A 15,646-nucleotide genomic window follows, 5' to 3' on the forward strand; every position below is an offset into this window, starting at 1 on the left:
AAAGTCAGTTCATGCTGATTGACACAAATTGACTAATATGATATTTAAATATTGTTTAGCACTCTTAAGGTTTAAGTGCTAATGTAATGAAAATTTGAAAGGGGAGAGACTAACATGGAAACGAAACAGTTTAAGGCAGAATCCAAGAGATTATTGGAAATGATGATCAACTCCATTTACTCTCAAAGAGAGGTGTTCCTGAGGGAGCTTATTTCCAACAGCAGCGATGCGATCGATAAGATCTACTATAAAGCACTTACAGACGATTCCTTAACGTTTGACAAAGAGAGTTACTACATAAAGGTCGTTCCTGATAAGGAAAACAGAACATTAACAATCAAAGATACTGGCATTGGAATGACAAAGGAAGAGCTGGAAAATAACCTTGGCATCATTGCTAAAAGCGGTTCTCTCGCTTTTAAGAAAGAACAGGAGATTAAAGATGGCCATGATATTATTGGCCAATTCGGAGTAGGATTTTATGCGGCATTCATGGTCGCTGATGTTGTAACTGTGATCAGCAAAGCCCTTGGCAGTGAACAGGCCTACAAATGGGAATCACATGGGGCGGAAGGATATACGATTACGCCATGTGAAAAAGAGGCAGTCGGTACTGATATTATCCTTAAAATAAAAGAAAATACGGAAGATGAAAGCTTTGATGAATACCTCGAAGAGTACCGCTTAAAATCGATCATAAAGAAATACTCAGACTTCATCCGCTATCCAATTAAGATGGATGCAGAAATCAAAGAACCAATAGAAGGTGCTGAGAATGAATATAAAGAAAGCACCGAAGAGCAGACCATCAATAGCATGGTTCCGATTTGGCGGAAAAATAAAAGTGAACTGACAGACGAAGATTATGAAAAATTTTATCAGGAGAAGCATTATGGCTTTGACAAGCCGGTAAAGCATATCCATATTCATGTGGATGGCACAATCCGCTATAATGCAATTTTATATATTCCTGAGAATATTCCATTTGATTATTATTCAAAGGAATATGAAAAAGGCCTGGAGCTTTATTCAAATGGCGTATTAATTATGAATAAGTGCGGAGACCTTCTTCCAGATTATTTCAGTTTTGTAAAGGGGATGGTGGACTCTGAAGATTTATCACTTAACATTTCAAGAGAAATGCTCCAGCATGATCGGCAGCTGAAGCTCATTGCTAAAAACATCAGCAAAAAGATAAGAAACGAACTTCACAGCCTGATGAAAAATGAGCGGGAAAAATATGAACAATTTTATAAGTCGTTTGGAAGACAATTAAAATATGGTGTATACAGCGATTTCGGAACCCATAAAGAAATGCTCCAGGATTTATTGATGTTCTATTCTTCAAAAGAAAAGAAACTGGCATCACTTGATGAATATATATCAAGGATGAAGGATGACCAGAAATATATTTATTACGCAGCAGGAGAGTCACATGAAAGAATAGAAAAACTACCGCAAACTGAACTTTTGGCTGACAAGGGTTATGAAATACTATATTTTACAGAAGATATTGATGAGTTTGCCATTAAGATGCTTATGACCTATAAAGACAAGGAATTCAAGTCTGTATCAAGCGGCGATCTCGGCATAGAGAATGAGGATGAAAAGGTATCCGAATCAGAAGAAAAAGAACATAAGGAATTGTTCAGCAGCATGAAAGAAATTTTGTCAGGAAAAGTGACGGATGTACGAATTTCCAAAAGGCTTAAAAGCCACCCGGTTTGCTTGACAGCTGATGGAGAAGTTACCATTGAAATGGAAAAAGTCCTTAGCAGCATGCCGGATAATCAAGACGTAAAAGCAAATAAGGTTTTGGAAATCAATTCAAACCATGAAGTCTTCCAAGCCTTAAAAAATGCTTTAGAAAACGATAAAGAAAAATTAAATCTGTATACAAACCTCCTATATAACCAGGCTTTGCTGATAGAAGGCCTTCCGATCAGTGATCCTGTTGAGTTTACGAATGATATTTGCAAAGTAATGGTTTAACATACCGTTTTAACAGCCCGAATCAATCGGGCTGTTTTTTTGTACTCAATTATTTCTGGCGGAAAGTTCCTGCATAATTGAATTGAGAACCAGTCTGAAATTGGCTCTGGCTATTAAAAGGCTGCTGCATTGCTGAAAGACTTCCTCCAGCCATTTCTTGCCCAGTAAGCTGTCCCTGCATTTGATTGCAAATGTGTACGACTTCCTGGCATCGCTGAATGGCTAAGTCATGGCTTTGCAGGCTTTGTTCAATTAATTGGGCAGCCTGCTTTTCACGCTGAAGAATCTGCTCAAGCATCTGAATGTTCTGCTGTTCCTGCAGCATCATCATACGATATTGCTGGCTTCCTTGCTGTGTCTGCTGAATCAGCTGCTGAGCTAGCTGCCTGGCTTGATTTGCCTGCTGTACTCCATGTTGAGTTGTATGCATATTAACAGCCTCCTAATAATTATTCAGGGACATTTGCCCCTTTGATCTATTTCTCTTTGCCCATCACCTTCACACTAGAAAATTAAATCAATAAAAGGAATCTTTTTCTTAAATTGATGTACAGCTATATATGGGAATAATTTTTGTGCTAATAAACAAACTAACAATGTAAAGGAGGGAGATTATGCAGCATTTCAAGGCATTGGCTCTAAAATTTCTCGCAAGTGTTGTTCTCTTATATATCATTCTCGGAATATTCTTTGGAATGAGCTTTGTAAATGTATTTATAATAACAGCCATTCTGGGCATTACAGCTTATATCCTTGGTGACATGGTGATACTCCCAAGGAGCAGCAATATGATCGCAACGGCAGCCGACTTTGGATTGGCTTTTTTGCTCATTTGGTTTTTGAGTTCAATTCTAACCAATGGTGATAATCTTATTGCAATGTCAATAGCCGCAGCTCTTGGAGTCGCATTATTTGAATATCTATTCCACTTATATTTGCTTAGAAATATGACAGAAGCAAGTAATGAAAAAGGCACTATTAACCAAGGAAACCTTCGCTATAATACTGAAGTTTCCGAGGATTTAACACCTGTAAGACCGGATGTAAGAAGCGAAGAGGATAAATAACACATTCTGAAAACTCTTGGGAAGGGGATTATTATGTCAGTTTTCGTTTACCAGACATTTGAAGTGAAGCAGGACAATTTTGTTGAAGCGTTAAAAAACGTGAGAATGATCCAAAGCTACCGAAACGAGAATTATCAGCATGAGGTTGAGCTATTATCGCCCATTTCAGGACAAGACCATACCTATGCTTTTCTTTCCAAATATGAAGGTCTTGCTGAAATGGAGCTTCAAAACAGGAAGATGTTTGAAGATGAAGAATATAAAAAGCTAATCGAACAATTCTTCCTTGAGGATATTGTCCAGGGCAGCATGAACACACAGCTATTCAGATCTGTTACAGGATTAAAAAGCGACAGTTCAGAACAAAAGAAATAAATGCTTTGGCACCATCCTTTGCAGATTTGAACGGAAGCCGATCACCAAAAGGAATCGGCTTATTTATTTGAATGAAAGCAATAGCACGTTTAACAGCTATAGGAGATAAACAGGAGGTACACCATGGACTTTTTCTTCCCAGCGGAAATTCCTCAAAAAAAGTGAATCCGGTGACCTAAAATGGTGGCAATTATCATTAATTGGTGTTGGCTGTACCATTGGGACCGGTTTCTTTCTCGGTTCAGCCATTGGCATTAAGATCACCGGACCTTCCATCGTTTTTTCATTTATGTTAGCGGCACTTGGAACCTATATCGTCTATAACCTTTTGGCTAAAATGACAGCTGAAGACCCTCAGGAAGGATCTTTTTGCTATTACGCCAATAAAGCCTATGGAAAGTGGGCAGGTTTTAGCTGCGGCTGGAATTACTGGTGCTCAAATATACTTATCATGGGAAGCCAATTAACCGCGCTCTCCATTTTGACAAGATTTTGGTTTCCTCATGTGCCCCTTTGGGTTTTTGCAGCGGGTTATGCCATACTCTCCATTATAGTGGTATTAACAGGAAACAAAGGCTTTGATAAGGTGGAAAACCTGTTTGCAGTTATTAAAACAGCAGCCATTATTATGTTTATCATCCTCGCAGCAGCTGCTTTGTCCGGAGTGATTAATGGAGATGCCAGGCATCCCGGATTCCCCGGTTCTTCTGGGGAATGGTTTCCTGAAGCCTTTAGGGGCTTTTGGTCATCGTTGATTTATGCTTTCTATGCATACGGAGGAATTGAAGTGATTGGGCTAATGGCAACAAGATTAAAAAAGAAGGAGGATGCACCTAAGGCGGGCATCATCATGCTTATCGTCCTTGTCATCATCTATGTCATTTCCCTTGGCTTAGCCGTTTATATGGCTTCACATGGTGCTTTTAATGAAAAAGAGAGCCCATTTGTAACTGCAATGGATAAGTATAATCTGGCCTTCTTCCCGCACGTTTTTAATGCAGCAATCATTATTGCCGGCTTCTCTACGATGACAGCTTCACTGTTTGGAGTAACTGCATTACTGGTTACGTTGGCTGATGACGGCGATGCTCCAGCGGTATTTTCAAAAAAGATAAAGAAGTGGAAGGACCTTCCTTTACCTTCGCTGGGACTGGCTACAGCGGGTTTAATTGCATCCATCGTAACCGCCTTATTGCTGCCTGGCAAAATATATGAGTATATCACTACTGCTGCTGGTATATTAATTTTATTCAATTGGTCATTCATCATCATTTCAGCTCTTCGGATTTTGGAAAATAAAGTGTTCGGAAAGATAATGGCTGCGGTGGGATTGCTTCTGATCCTGGCTGCGGTAAGCGGCACATTAATTGAAAAGTCCATAAGGTTTGGATTTTTTGTCAGTTTAATATTTGTGGCATTAATAGCGATTGTAGCCTTAATCATGCAAAAAAAGTATGGAAAAAAGAAGGCGGGAGCAGCTGTTAACAATAAAAAACAAACACCAGTCTTCATTCTGGTGTTTGTTCAGTTTTTAGACGCTGTAATTAAGTTTTTTCTTATTCCTTTTTAAGGAGCCCTATAAATAGGCGGTCGGTTTATTTAAAATCAGCAAGGACCAAAAGGGTGATTAAAGGAATTCACTGCAGAATTCTAATATAGGGAGAGTGCGGACTATGTTTTTGAAGTCCTGCTGATGGACAAGCTTACTTTAAATATGGGGATAATTTCTGTATGATTTGATTCAGCTTTTGAGTATTTTTTTCATACATTTCCTGTGCCTTTTTGGAATCAGTCTGCAGGGAAAACACTTCAAGGTCAGCAGCACACTTTTTTATCATTGCCATAAGCAGAGGACGCTGCTGTGGTGCAGGAACCTTAAGTGAATCATCAAATATATCTACAGTCAGTTCTCCATAAGAATCAATTTGACCCAAAAAAATGTTATCAATGGTCAAACCCAGTTTTTCTATCTCCATGTCAAGCCATTTTCTCGATTTCCCTGACTCAGCAAGGGGATCGTTTAGAATTTTCCCATCCATAATAACCGTTTGCGGCTCTTTTTCCTGAGGTAAATTCAATTGAAGATCCTTTGGGGTAAGCGGCTGGTTTTCTTTCTTCAGCATGATGCTAAGATCTCCGCGCGGCTCTAAAACAGCAAACTCCACATCTGCTGTTTTAAAGACATTTTTTTGGCGAAGCAGGGAGGATAAATCATCAATCGAGTATCTTTCTTTTTTAAATTATCTTCTAATATTTTCCCATCTTTAATAAAGATTGTTCCTTTTCCTTCAAAGAAATCACGGAAGCTTTTACTCTTAAGCGAAAGAATATCAGCAAATAATGTAACAAGACCAAAAATCAAAATAGAAAGGATTCCGCTGGCCCAGTGGTTATCAAGCCCCATAATTATTTCACCGGCTATACTTCCGATTGTAATTCCTGATACATATTCAAAAAATGAAAGCTCTGATATTTGTTTTTTTCCTATCAGTTTGGTTATAGCGAATAAAACACCTGCGAATAAAATAGAACGTGCACCAATAAGAAGCCATTCAGGCATATTTTCATCTCCATGTTCAGTTAATTTGGTTTATATTGGGGTTCCTCAAACTCTATAACCTTTTTTCGGTGTTCAAGATCAGTTTTTATCTCGCTAATTTCCAGCATTGATTCATGGAATAGGCGCTTTGCTTCTTCATCCATTGAGGTTAAAGCCAGGTTTGATAACTGTGCTTCTATAGAACGAATTGCTGCAAGACATTGATTTACATTCGAAGCAATTGTCATTGAGATCACACCATTTCAAGATTTAAATTTATAATTGTAATAGGGCTGGCATATGCCAGCCTGAATGTCTATTGATTATATTGAGGTTCCTCTTGCTGAATCTCTTGAAGCCTTGGTTCAAGGCTGTCAATGATCGATTGTGTTTGCTGTGCGGCATTCTGGTACAGCTGTTTAGCATTTTGGTTTTCCGTAGCAAGTGCAAACGTTTCAAAGCTGGCCTGAGCGCTCTTCAAGCCAACAATTGCTTGCTTTACTTGAGTTCCAACTGTCATATTTAATTCCTTCTTTCAAATGAAAAATAAACTACACAATGTATTATTACTTTTTATTGAATGCTTATGTAATAAACTTCATACCAAATTCAGTAACTTATCATATAAGGTGATCTGGATCTCGCTTTGTATGACCCGGCTGCGAGCTGCCATATTTAAAAAGGCACTATATCCGTTCATTTCCATAATTAAAATTTCCATTAGATTAACATCCTATTTACTATAGCGCAGGAAGGAGGAGACCTAAAAAACATGTTCCGCAATATTTTATTATCAATATGGGTATTCCTGGATCCTCTTTATTATCCTTTTACCCGGCTACAGCATCTTACAGCAGATCCGGAAAAGGGAGGAGTTTTTCGTGTAAGGCTGACAAAATATAAAGGAAATGACATTCAATTATCTGACGGAGTTATCATAAGAAAAAATGATCTTTTACTTAAAATCCATCTGCATAATGTCAGGCTGTTAAAAGATTTTAACTATATGAAAAATGAGTTATTAAAAGGGAGAGCCATCTATAAACGTGTTAAGGAATCTATGCCGCTTTTGACTGCATTTATCCTCAGCCATCCGGAAGAAACGAAAATAAAAGGGGTTATTGGCATCACCCTTATAAACAAGGGATTCAGCACGCTTGGATTTGAATGTATATCTCCAAAAAATAAATTATACTGCTGGTTTAAAAAAACATTTCAATTGCCTATATATTTTTTATCGTGTTCAAAAATTTCTGCTGCAAATTTAAAAAAGCATCGCACTGTTTACTTATTGATGTCTAAAGAAAACCTGATTAATAAATATAAATAAATGATGCAGACTGTTTCCTCTAACTCCCACTAGGACTGTCCCCTCAATCCCCTTATACTTTGAAGGAGGGAGGGGATATGAATATGGCATTATTTTTCACCTTAATCTTGTTCACCGTTTTCTGTTATCTTATTTACAAAGCCAATAAAAACACTAAGAATGTAACTATAAATTCAATTTCTGTTTCCCGTCCTAATATCTCAGTTTCGGGAGATAACATAAAAATTCTTCATATATCTGATATGCACCTCGAAAATATTTCTGTCAGTCCGGATGAATTATTTGAGATGATCTCAAAGCAACCAGTGGACCTAATTGCCCTTACAGGCGATTTTCTTGACCGCAAACGAAGTATTCCTAAGCTTGCGGGCTATCTCCATGCACTGAACAAGACAAATCCAAAGCATGGCATCTATGCAGTCTTTGGCAATCATGATTATGTCTTAAAAGGTCATAACTTTGAAACATTGAAAAACACTCTAGAAGAAAATGGCTGTAAAACACTTCAAAATGAGCATGTGTCGATACAGGTTAATGGGGAAAAATTAAACATCATTGGAATTGATAATTACAGCACCAGACACAGTGATGTAAAAAAGGCCTATGAAGGAGTAATTGAAGGCTGTAATCTAGTTTTGACCCATGATCCCAATGTTGTATTAGAGATGGAAAATGTTCCTTTTGATTATTTATTATCAGGGCATTTTCACGGCGGACAGATTCATTGGCCAAAGCCATATCATTTGATAAAAATGGGCAGGCTTGTCCGGATGAAAATGGTGAAAGGCCTTCATTATCATAGCGGAAAACCTTTTTATATAAGTGAGGGACTAGGCCAGACAGGGGTCAATATCCGTATCGGCAGCCGGCCTGAAATCACTTATCATGAAATATCATAATACATTCTAAAACCCTTGCCATTGCAATAGGCAAGGGTTTTAGGCGTATAATAACCATGTACAATCAGTACTATATAGGTATACACAAATATTATTTACAAACCCAATAAAATTTTTGCCAGCATATTCGAATCCCTAAAAGTAAAAATTATATAAGGGAGGAGACATATGATTCCTTCTTATTACTTAAAGGGGAGTGCTTAAACTTGAATAACTGGATAAATGCGATTTTTAATACGGGCAAAATGCAGCCGTTTTTAAATATGTTTGGCAAAAAGAGAAGAAGAAACAGAGGAATGCTGTGGGGATCTTTAATTAGCCTGGGTTTAAGTGCAGCTGCATATGGCTTTACTAGAAATCGCGGCAGAAATATGGCTCGCCCGTTTCAAAATTTAATGAATAATACAGCCCAAATGACAAATTTCCAGAAGCCAAATATGGCGGGGTTAACTGAGTTTGCAGAGGAATTAACATCAAATAAGAACCCGATAAACAACAAATTCAATAATACAGCCCAAACGAAAAACTTCCAGAAGCCAAATATGGCGGGGGTAACTGAGTTTGCGGAGAAATTAACATCGAATAAGAACCCGATAAACAACAAATAACGCATAGTAGCCCACGTATTTTGTGGGCTTTTTTTATTTTCATAATTTTTATTTCAGCATTCGATCAGATCATCTTTTTGATTGATCCAGCTTGTTATGGAACCATAATTTATAACAAAGGAACAAGCAGAGGAGAAATAGAAGGTACCAAATTACTCCCAGCAAAAAATTATGAAGTGATAAAAACAATTGCTCGCCGCTATATGCAAGCATAAACATAGGAGGCAGCATTCCAATTGCAGTAGCTATAAAAAAATGCCTAAATGGAATATCTGCTATTCCACAATAGATATTAAACACCTGAGGAGGGATGATAACAATCATTCGGCCAAACAAAATTGCCATAAATGCATTATTTTCGAACAGGTACTGAAATTTATTAATGGCTTTATACTTTCCCAAGTAGGCGGTGAAATAATTCCTGAAATAGTATCTTGATAAAAAAGTAAATTAACGAAGTCAAAAGAATGCCAAACCAATTGATCAGCAGACCAACCATCGCACCAAATTTGACTCCCATTATTCCTGCAAAAAGAGTAAATGGCAAGAAAGGAATAGACGCAATCAGTACAGAAAGTAAAAACATTGCAGGAAGCCAAGATGGATCACTTGTTCGCAGCCATTCTAATAAGTAATCTTTATTGGTCATTCCAACGATCAATAAAATGACATATGCTAATCCAATCCACCATCTGCGCATAAAATTGCTCCTTGCCTATATCCCTAATCATTCGCGGCTGCCTTAATTTCAGTATGCTTATATTTTTGAAAAGAAATGTATTCACCTGGACAAAAATCATTTCTGAAGAATCCAACATAAAATAACATCAAGGTAAAAAATGGGGGAGGCAGCTGTAAAAATGCACTATATGAATTATGGTTACTATATTCCATACAGAGATATAAAAAACGAAACCTTAATGATGGTAAAGCCATTTGTGAATTATGGCTTAACAGAAGCAAAATTCACTTCAGTTTCCCATGCAATGACTGAGGTTGCAGCCATTGCGTACTTGCTGGGAAAAGGCTATAATCCGCAAACAGCATATAAACTGGTGGAATCCTGGGAGGTTAATGAATCATTTTAAATTTAGCATACTGAACTGATTCAAAATAACTGGTGATTTAAACTAAACATAAACCTTCGCTCAGGTATTTGCTGAGAGCAGGTTTATGTTTTTTCAATTCCAAAAATCCATAATCCATTGTTTCAAATCTACAATCCGCAGGTGCTCGATACTTTTATTGGTTCCTGTAACAATGATGGGGATTAGTGAATCATCTTTATGCATGGAGCCATGGGCACCGCCACCGGAATGTTCAGGTGAACTTTCACCAATGAATTCATACCCGGGTTTTGCGTCAACGACAAGAAATTCACCTTCCTGAGAATACATAGCTCCATATAGCCTTGCTAATCCATCAGGATAATCCCCATAATGAATATTCTTGTTCTTTAAGGTTAAATCGAGAATGGAGGTATTTCCTTTTATAGACCATGCTTGATTATAAACATCACGATAGGTTCCACCTGAATTAAAATCGAAGGAACCCTCATGATCCCCAGATATCACATGTATTAATTCTTTTTCCTTCCATGCAATCCAGGCAATCCTCTGATCTTTTTTTAACCTTTCGGCAATGTTTTTTACTGAAATACTTCCATTAATTTCATAGACATAAGCCATTCGTTCATTTGCTGTAATGACAATTTCATCTTCTTTTCTAGCAGGCTTGCCGAGCTTTAAAATCCTATATTCAGAAAGGATTTCTTTTAAATCGATTAAAGCTTCTTTTTCGATTCAATGACAGGTGATTGTTTACTGTCTCCAACAATAACCCAATTATAATTTTTAAGGGCATCCTCCCATTTCGGAAAACTATTCAAGACCTCCTGAAGATACTTATCAAGTTTTTCAATTCCTTTTATTGTTTTTGGCCCTTTCCTATGTACAGTAAAGTCATTTCCTGAAATATACAGGATTGTAAATTCAGGGATAATATTTTTTCCCAAAAGGTATTTTAATTCTTGAACCGCGAAGGCATCATTAAGTCCTAAACGATTCACAATGTGATTATTCTTTTTGTCCTGTTGAATAAATGTACCTAAAGACAGCATTTTCGGCCCAGCAGTTTCGTATTCCCCAGGTAAATTACTCACTTTTGTTATCAACTTGGGTACTTTAAGGGTATGATGATAATTTCCCCGATAAATAAATGCGTTAATGGATGCTGATTCCTTTTTAATTCTGTCCAGATCCTCATGGATGGTGCTTACATTTGGACTGAGGTCAACATTATTATATTGATGCATGATACTTTCAGCAAATTGGGAAACCCCAATTTTCATTATTTCAAAAAGCCCATTTCCATAAGTGATGATTTGCTTCTTATCATTATTAAACCAAACGAGTCCAGGAATCTTAGTCTCATCCGGGTAAGCACCAGTTATTAAAGAACTGTCGATTGTAACCGACATGGTTGGATAGGAACTTACTACATTTTTACTATATTGTCCGTGTTTTAAAAAGAAGGCCAGAGCAGGAGCTTTTTTCTCTTGTATTGCTTTTTTTAAAGGCTCATCCATCAACGAATCGATAACAAGAAGTATAACTTTAGGTGAAGACTGACTTTCTGTTTGAATAGCAGCTGCTTTCTTATCCTGTTCATTTGAATTTTGACCACTGCTGGCGCAGCCGAATAGGAGAATAGAAATAGCTATTATACAAGGAAGCAAACGAATCAACAATTTTCACCTGCGCTTTGAAATATAGTCTATATTAACTTTATGCAATAAATAAATTGAGGCGGGAGCATTTGATTCTCAATTGCTATTCAAAGAAATAATAATGAGACAAAAAGGAAATAACAGAGGAGAGGGCGGCAAGGTATAGAAATCACTAACCAGCATCGAATCATTTTTCATTCCCATTATTTATCAAAACATAAACACAAATTTTTGGTTATAATACCAACAGAAACTTTACTATCAGTATGCTTACTTTTTTGTAATTAATGTATTCTTTTTAAAATCCATCATTATTAAAGGGTTAAAACATTGGGATTGATCCAAGAATTTATTGTCAGCATGGAGGAGAGTAATGCCCAATAAAGATTATTAAGAGAGATTTATGTGGGACAATAATTTTTTCTAGTTTACATAATATATATTATAGGAAGTATTGGGTTTAAATGAAATTGTTGTCTCATTATCTAAGTATACTTAAGATAGTGAGACAACATGAAAATTTTCAGTCAAATATTACTTAAATGGTTTAATCTGCGAAAATTGAATTGAATCATTTTCAAATTTATTTTTAAAGAACTAATTCATGTTTTTCTTGCTGAAGCTATGGATAAATATTTGTTCAATCAATTCTTAAAAAACGATATTTCAAAGATATTCAATGATCCCTCTTAACTGATACTTTTTTCATCTAGTTTACATAACATTTTTATACAAACCATATGTCTAAATCCATTTAATTTATTCACTATCCTGTGTAATATTAAAAAACATATCATCTTGTTCTTTATTATCCTTAATATTGCTTTTGTTTTTTTCCCCCATCTCTCCATCCGATTCATAACTCAATCCAAATGTTTTCTCCTGTTCTTTCTTCATTCTAATCGCTCCTTTGCTTTTATGATAAAATACAGCTTCTTTTACATTTGTTGCTGCGTTTAGAGCCATTTTTCACAAAACGGAACACACGTTCCATCACGCGCATTTTTTTCATACTGGCTGCAATGCAGCACTTAAATATTTTCTGGGAGTTCCGTAATAAAGCAGCTTGCTGAACTCCGGGTAAACGGATTCAAAATATATAAAGATTGGCGAATCGAGCAGCCAGGGATAATTGGTAAAAAAGCATCTATCTCCATAAACCATCGCTGTCAGCGCCAGATCCAATTCTTTTTGGAAGATAAGAAACCTTATTTTTGCGTATTGCTGATCGAATTCTCCGCCGCTGATATACACCCTTCCGCTCAGAACATACTGCCCCATTTGGGGAATCCATTCAGCAAATGCTTCATCGCGGAACTTACGATTGACTGCATTAAAATCATAGCATTCACCTATCGCCAAAAATAATTCTCCTGTTGCATCTGAGTGTGTAAGTGTATATTTCCTGCTGTCTACGGGCCTGAATTCCGTCGCAGGAGGCAAATATTTAACCGACAGCTTAGATGGATTAAAATTACTCATAATAAGCGCCCCCATATACAAATTTCCATATGCCCAGTATATGGGGTGCTGAAAGAAACGTGACAAATGCCCATATCGTTAACGCTTGCGGGAATTCATTTTCATCACTTTGGTGTCTTTTAACATCCATTTCCCTTCTTCATACAGCCAGAAAGATTCTACAAATGCGATTGTATCTGCATTATAAGCACCGCTAATTCTCTGAACTCCCAATAATCCGTTTTGTCCTTCAACAGGGATGATCTTCAGCGTGCTATAAGGGTTTACCATTAGTTCAGTAGGTTCACTTAGTTTTCCGTTTAAATACAGACCAAGCCGTTCATATTCCTCGCTCCGGTCCCTTAAATCAAACGTATATGATTGTTTGGTGTCTTGAATGCTAATATTGGCTTTGTAGCCATTTTCGAATTGGCTATTGATCACTAAAGGGTCTGGAACTGCCAGTTCTGTTAACATGAAGTCCTTTAACGTATATAAATAAAAATTCGACAGACCGCCGCTTCCCCTGTTGGAATACTTATAAACATATCTTTAATGGAATCATGATTTAAATCCTCAAACTGTATTTGAGGTTCATAGCCTCCTGCAAGCTCTGCTTTATATATTTTACCGTCTGAAGCCTTTATTTCGAGTGATATTTCCTTTAAAAAGGACGCGCCTTCCTCATAATAAACACCCTTAATATAGACGGTATCCGCCTTATTATCACCTGTTACATCCACTTTATCTTTTGACACCGTTACAGCTCTTTGTTCTTCCTCACCAGCATATACACCTGTTATGGCGGATAGAGACATAAAAAAGAAAGCCGCAAACGCAAAAAGCAATTCTTTTTTCATTTACTAATCCTCCCTAATTTTTTATTATCTTGCCCATTTATGGAAATAACATGTAAAATCACAAAAAACCTCCTATCCTAAGGATAAGAGGTTTTGCAGAAATAAATTATTTAGCTGCCTTCTTCTTTAATGCATTTTCCTTGGTTTCCCATGATTCAATCCCTTTTAGACCCGGAATAGAGTCAGCATAGAACACAGGATCTTTTCCTTCTTTTCTCTGTGCCTTATAGTCCTTGAGTGCAGCGAATGCAATTTTCCCGAGCATGGTAATAGCAACCAGATTTATTAAAGCCATAATGCCCATAAATAAATCTGCAAGGCCCCAAACTGTTGCCAGGTCGACTAAAGCCCCAAAGATGACCATGCCGATAACGCTAATACGATAAATGAAAATTGCCAATGGGCTTTCCTTAATGAACTCAATGTTCGTTTCCCCATAATAGTAATTGCCGATAACAGAACTAAATGCGAAAAGAAAGATTGACACAGCCACAAAAATAGGAGCCCATGTGCCAATATGAGATGACAATGCTGTTTGAGTTAATTGTATACCTGAAAGATCTGGTGATGTATAAGCTCCTGAAAGGATAATCATAAAGGCAGTCGCAGAACAAATTAAAATCGTATCTACAAATACACCTAAAGTTTGTATTAACCCCTGTTTAACAGGGTGAGAAACAGCAGCCGTTGCAGCAGCGTTGGGTGCACTTCCCATTCCGGCTTCATTGGAGAATAAGCCCCTTTTAATACCCATCATGACAGCAGCGCCCATTGCCCCGCCAAAGGCCTGATCCATACCAAATGCGCCTTTAACAATCGTTGCAATAAGATTTGGTACTTCAGTTATATTCATAATTACTATTACAATGGCAACAATTAAGTAAATGACCGCCATAATCGGAACAATAACTTGTGATACATAGGCTATTCTCTTAATTCCTCCAAAAATGATAATAGCCGTTAAGGCAGCAAGAATCAATCCAATTGTCATGCGGCTTGTGCCAAATGCTTCATTGAAAGCTAATGAAATGGTGTTGGACTGGACTGAGTTGAATACAAGTCCAAAACAGAAAGTGATGATAACAGCAAACAAAATGCCCATCCAGCGTTTATTAAGTCCTTTTTCCATATAATAAGCAGGACCGCCGCGAAAACCGTCTTTATCTTTGACCTTATAGATTTGTGCTAAAGTACTCTCCACAAAACTTGAGGCGGCGCCTAAAAAGGCAATGACCCACATCCAAAATACGGCACCTGGTCCGCCGGCCGCTATTGCTGTAGCAACGCCAGCCATGTTGCCGGTCCCTATCCTGGAAGCAGCACTGATTGTAAATGCCTGGAAAGATGAAATCCCTCTTTTTCCTTCTGCAGAAACCATGGTTTTATCGCCAAGTATCCGAATCATTTCTCCAAAATAACGGAATTGTACAAATTTGCTTTTTAGACTGAAATAGAGGCCTAAAATGATAAGTACTGCAATTAAAATATAAGTCCAGACAATATCATTTAGAAAGCCGACAGCCGAATTTAAACCTTCTAAAAATAAATTCATTCATTTCCCCCTGTTTCTTAATTTACGGCATTTATTATCTCACAAAAATAACACCTCTTCTAATCTATCAAAAGAATTTTTAATAGACAAGACGTATATTCATTCCAATGCCTTAAAAAACACAATAAAATCTTGTTTTAAAAGAAAAATGCCAAAATTTATATTCCCTTGTAATCGGTTCTTTAAACGTTTTCAAATAATATTTTATTCGTTATTTATGCAAAAATATAAAATG

General features: G+C 37.0%; 20 protein-coding genes and 1 pseudogene. 8 read left to right on the top strand and 13 right to left on the bottom strand.

What is annotated here, in order from left to right; genetic code table 11:
* The first annotated feature begins 114 nt into the window (after positions 1-114).
* Positions 115-1,992, top strand: a complete 1,878-nt coding sequence (gene htpG / locus M5V91_RS08965; protein ID WP_251175505.1) for a molecular chaperone HtpG — start codon at positions 115-117, stop codon at positions 1,990-1,992.
* Between the two features lie 49 nt (positions 1,993-2,041).
* Here htpG and M5V91_RS08970 read toward each other — a convergent pair whose 3' ends face one another.
* Positions 2,042-2,422, bottom strand: coding sequence for a hypothetical protein (locus M5V91_RS08970; protein ID WP_019379956.1), 381 nt, complete (start codon positions 2,420-2,422; stop codon positions 2,042-2,044).
* Between the two features lie 184 nt (positions 2,423-2,606).
* Between M5V91_RS08970 and M5V91_RS08975 the strand changes: the two genes are divergently transcribed.
* From M5V91_RS08975 to M5V91_RS08985, 3 genes are all read left to right on the top strand, one after another.
* Complete coding sequence (locus tag M5V91_RS08975) at positions 2,607-3,059, top strand: YndM family protein (RefSeq protein ID WP_251175506.1); 453 nt, start codon at positions 2,607-2,609, stop codon at positions 3,057-3,059.
* Between the two features lie 33 nt (positions 3,060-3,092).
* Positions 3,093-3,434 (top strand): hypothetical protein, encoded by a 342-nt coding sequence (locus tag M5V91_RS08980; RefSeq protein ID WP_009334648.1) that lies wholly within the window; start codon positions 3,093-3,095, stop codon positions 3,432-3,434.
* A 199-nt stretch (positions 3,435-3,633) separates the two neighbouring features.
* Positions 3,634-5,004, top strand: coding sequence for an amino acid permease (locus M5V91_RS08985; protein WP_284522265.1), 1,371 nt, complete (start codon positions 3,634-3,636; stop codon positions 5,002-5,004).
* 133 nt (positions 5,005-5,137) lie between these two features.
* Here the strand turns inward: M5V91_RS08985 and M5V91_RS08990 are convergent.
* From M5V91_RS08990 to M5V91_RS09000, 3 genes and pseudogenes are all read right to left on the bottom strand, one after another.
* Positions 5,138-5,994: pseudogene (locus M5V91_RS08990) on the bottom strand (DUF421 domain-containing protein).
* Positions 5,995-6,014: 20 nt separating this feature from the next.
* Positions 6,015-6,221 carry a DUF1657 domain-containing protein gene (locus M5V91_RS08995; RefSeq protein WP_009334652.1) on the bottom strand — a complete coding sequence of 69 codons (207 nt, stop codon included), beginning with the start codon at positions 6,219-6,221 and terminating at the stop codon, positions 6,015-6,017.
* A 68-nt stretch (positions 6,222-6,289) separates the two neighbouring features.
* Positions 6,290-6,493: a DUF1657 domain-containing protein gene (locus tag M5V91_RS09000; RefSeq protein WP_009334653.1), complete on the bottom strand. Its 204-nt coding sequence runs from the start codon at positions 6,491-6,493 to the stop codon at positions 6,290-6,292.
* 252 nt (positions 6,494-6,745) lie between these two features.
* On the opposite strand from M5V91_RS09000, the gene M5V91_RS09005 reads away from it, so the two are divergent.
* The 3 genes from M5V91_RS09005 to M5V91_RS09015 all read left to right on the top strand — a co-directional run bounded on the left by M5V91_RS09005 (position 6,746) and on the right by M5V91_RS09015 (position 8,810).
* Positions 6,746-7,303, top strand: a complete 558-nt coding sequence (locus tag M5V91_RS09005) for a YkoP family protein (protein WP_009334654.1) — start codon at positions 6,746-6,748, stop codon at positions 7,301-7,303.
* A gap of 77 nt (positions 7,304-7,380) precedes the next feature.
* On the top strand, positions 7,381-8,202 hold the full coding sequence (locus M5V91_RS09010; protein WP_009334655.1) for a metallophosphoesterase: 822 nt from the start codon (positions 7,381-7,383) through the stop codon (positions 8,200-8,202).
* Positions 8,203-8,408: 206 nt separating this feature from the next.
* Complete coding sequence (locus M5V91_RS09015; protein WP_009334656.1) at positions 8,409-8,810, top strand: hypothetical protein; 402 nt, start codon at positions 8,409-8,411, stop codon at positions 8,808-8,810.
* Positions 8,811-8,879: 69 nt separating this feature from the next.
* On the opposite strand, the gene M5V91_RS09020 is transcribed toward M5V91_RS09015, so the two are convergent.
* Together M5V91_RS09020 and M5V91_RS09025 are read right to left on the bottom strand one after the other, a co-directional pair.
* Positions 8,880-9,212: a VTT domain-containing protein gene (locus M5V91_RS09020; RefSeq protein ID WP_284522019.1), complete on the bottom strand. Its 333-nt coding sequence runs from the start codon at positions 9,210-9,212 to the stop codon at positions 8,880-8,882.
* Positions 9,199-9,510 carry a TVP38/TMEM64 family protein gene (locus M5V91_RS09025; protein WP_284522020.1) on the bottom strand — a complete coding sequence of 104 codons (312 nt, stop codon included), beginning with the start codon at positions 9,508-9,510 and terminating at the stop codon, positions 9,199-9,201. The genes M5V91_RS09020 and M5V91_RS09025 overlap by 14 nt, the downstream gene beginning before the upstream one ends.
* A gap of 160 nt (positions 9,511-9,670) precedes the next feature.
* Between M5V91_RS09025 and M5V91_RS09030 the strand changes: the two genes are divergently transcribed.
* Positions 9,671-9,898, top strand: coding sequence for a hypothetical protein (locus M5V91_RS09030; RefSeq protein ID WP_034297074.1), 228 nt, complete (start codon positions 9,671-9,673; stop codon positions 9,896-9,898).
* Positions 9,899-9,991: 93 nt separating this feature from the next.
* Here M5V91_RS09030 and M5V91_RS09035 read toward each other — a convergent pair whose 3' ends face one another.
* From M5V91_RS09035 to M5V91_RS09065, 7 genes are all read right to left on the bottom strand, one after another.
* Positions 9,992-10,498, bottom strand: a complete 507-nt coding sequence (locus M5V91_RS09035) for a hypothetical protein (RefSeq protein WP_284522021.1) — start codon at positions 10,496-10,498, stop codon at positions 9,992-9,994.
* A gap of 95 nt (positions 10,499-10,593) precedes the next feature.
* Complete coding sequence (locus M5V91_RS09040) at positions 10,594-11,556, bottom strand: alkaline phosphatase family protein (protein ID WP_284522022.1); 963 nt, start codon at positions 11,554-11,556, stop codon at positions 10,594-10,596.
* 741 nt (positions 11,557-12,297) lie between these two features.
* Positions 12,298-12,435, bottom strand: coding sequence for a hypothetical protein (locus tag M5V91_RS09045; protein WP_019379966.1), 138 nt, complete (start codon positions 12,433-12,435; stop codon positions 12,298-12,300).
* A 111-nt stretch (positions 12,436-12,546) separates the two neighbouring features.
* Entirely contained in the window at positions 12,547-13,020 is a 474-nt protein-coding gene (locus M5V91_RS09050) for a staygreen family protein (protein WP_019379967.1), read from the bottom strand.
* Positions 13,021-13,098: 78 nt separating this feature from the next.
* Positions 13,099-13,476, bottom strand: a complete 378-nt coding sequence (locus M5V91_RS09055; RefSeq protein WP_284522023.1) for a YybI family spore inner coat protein — start codon at positions 13,474-13,476, stop codon at positions 13,099-13,101.
* Between the two features lie 8 nt (positions 13,477-13,484).
* Positions 13,485-13,859, bottom strand: coding sequence for a hypothetical protein (locus M5V91_RS09060; RefSeq protein WP_284522024.1), 375 nt, complete (start codon positions 13,857-13,859; stop codon positions 13,485-13,487).
* A gap of 106 nt (positions 13,860-13,965) precedes the next feature.
* A complete protein-coding gene (locus M5V91_RS09065; RefSeq protein ID WP_251175509.1) occupies positions 13,966-15,411 on the bottom strand; it encodes an alanine/glycine:cation symporter family protein in 1,446 nt (481 codons plus the stop codon).
* Positions 15,412-15,646: the final 235 nt, after the last annotated feature.

The organism is Cytobacillus pseudoceanisediminis (genome assembly GCF_023516215.1).
Lineage (GTDB): Bacteria > Bacillota > Bacilli > Bacillales > Cytobacillaceae > Cytobacillus > Cytobacillus pseudoceanisediminis.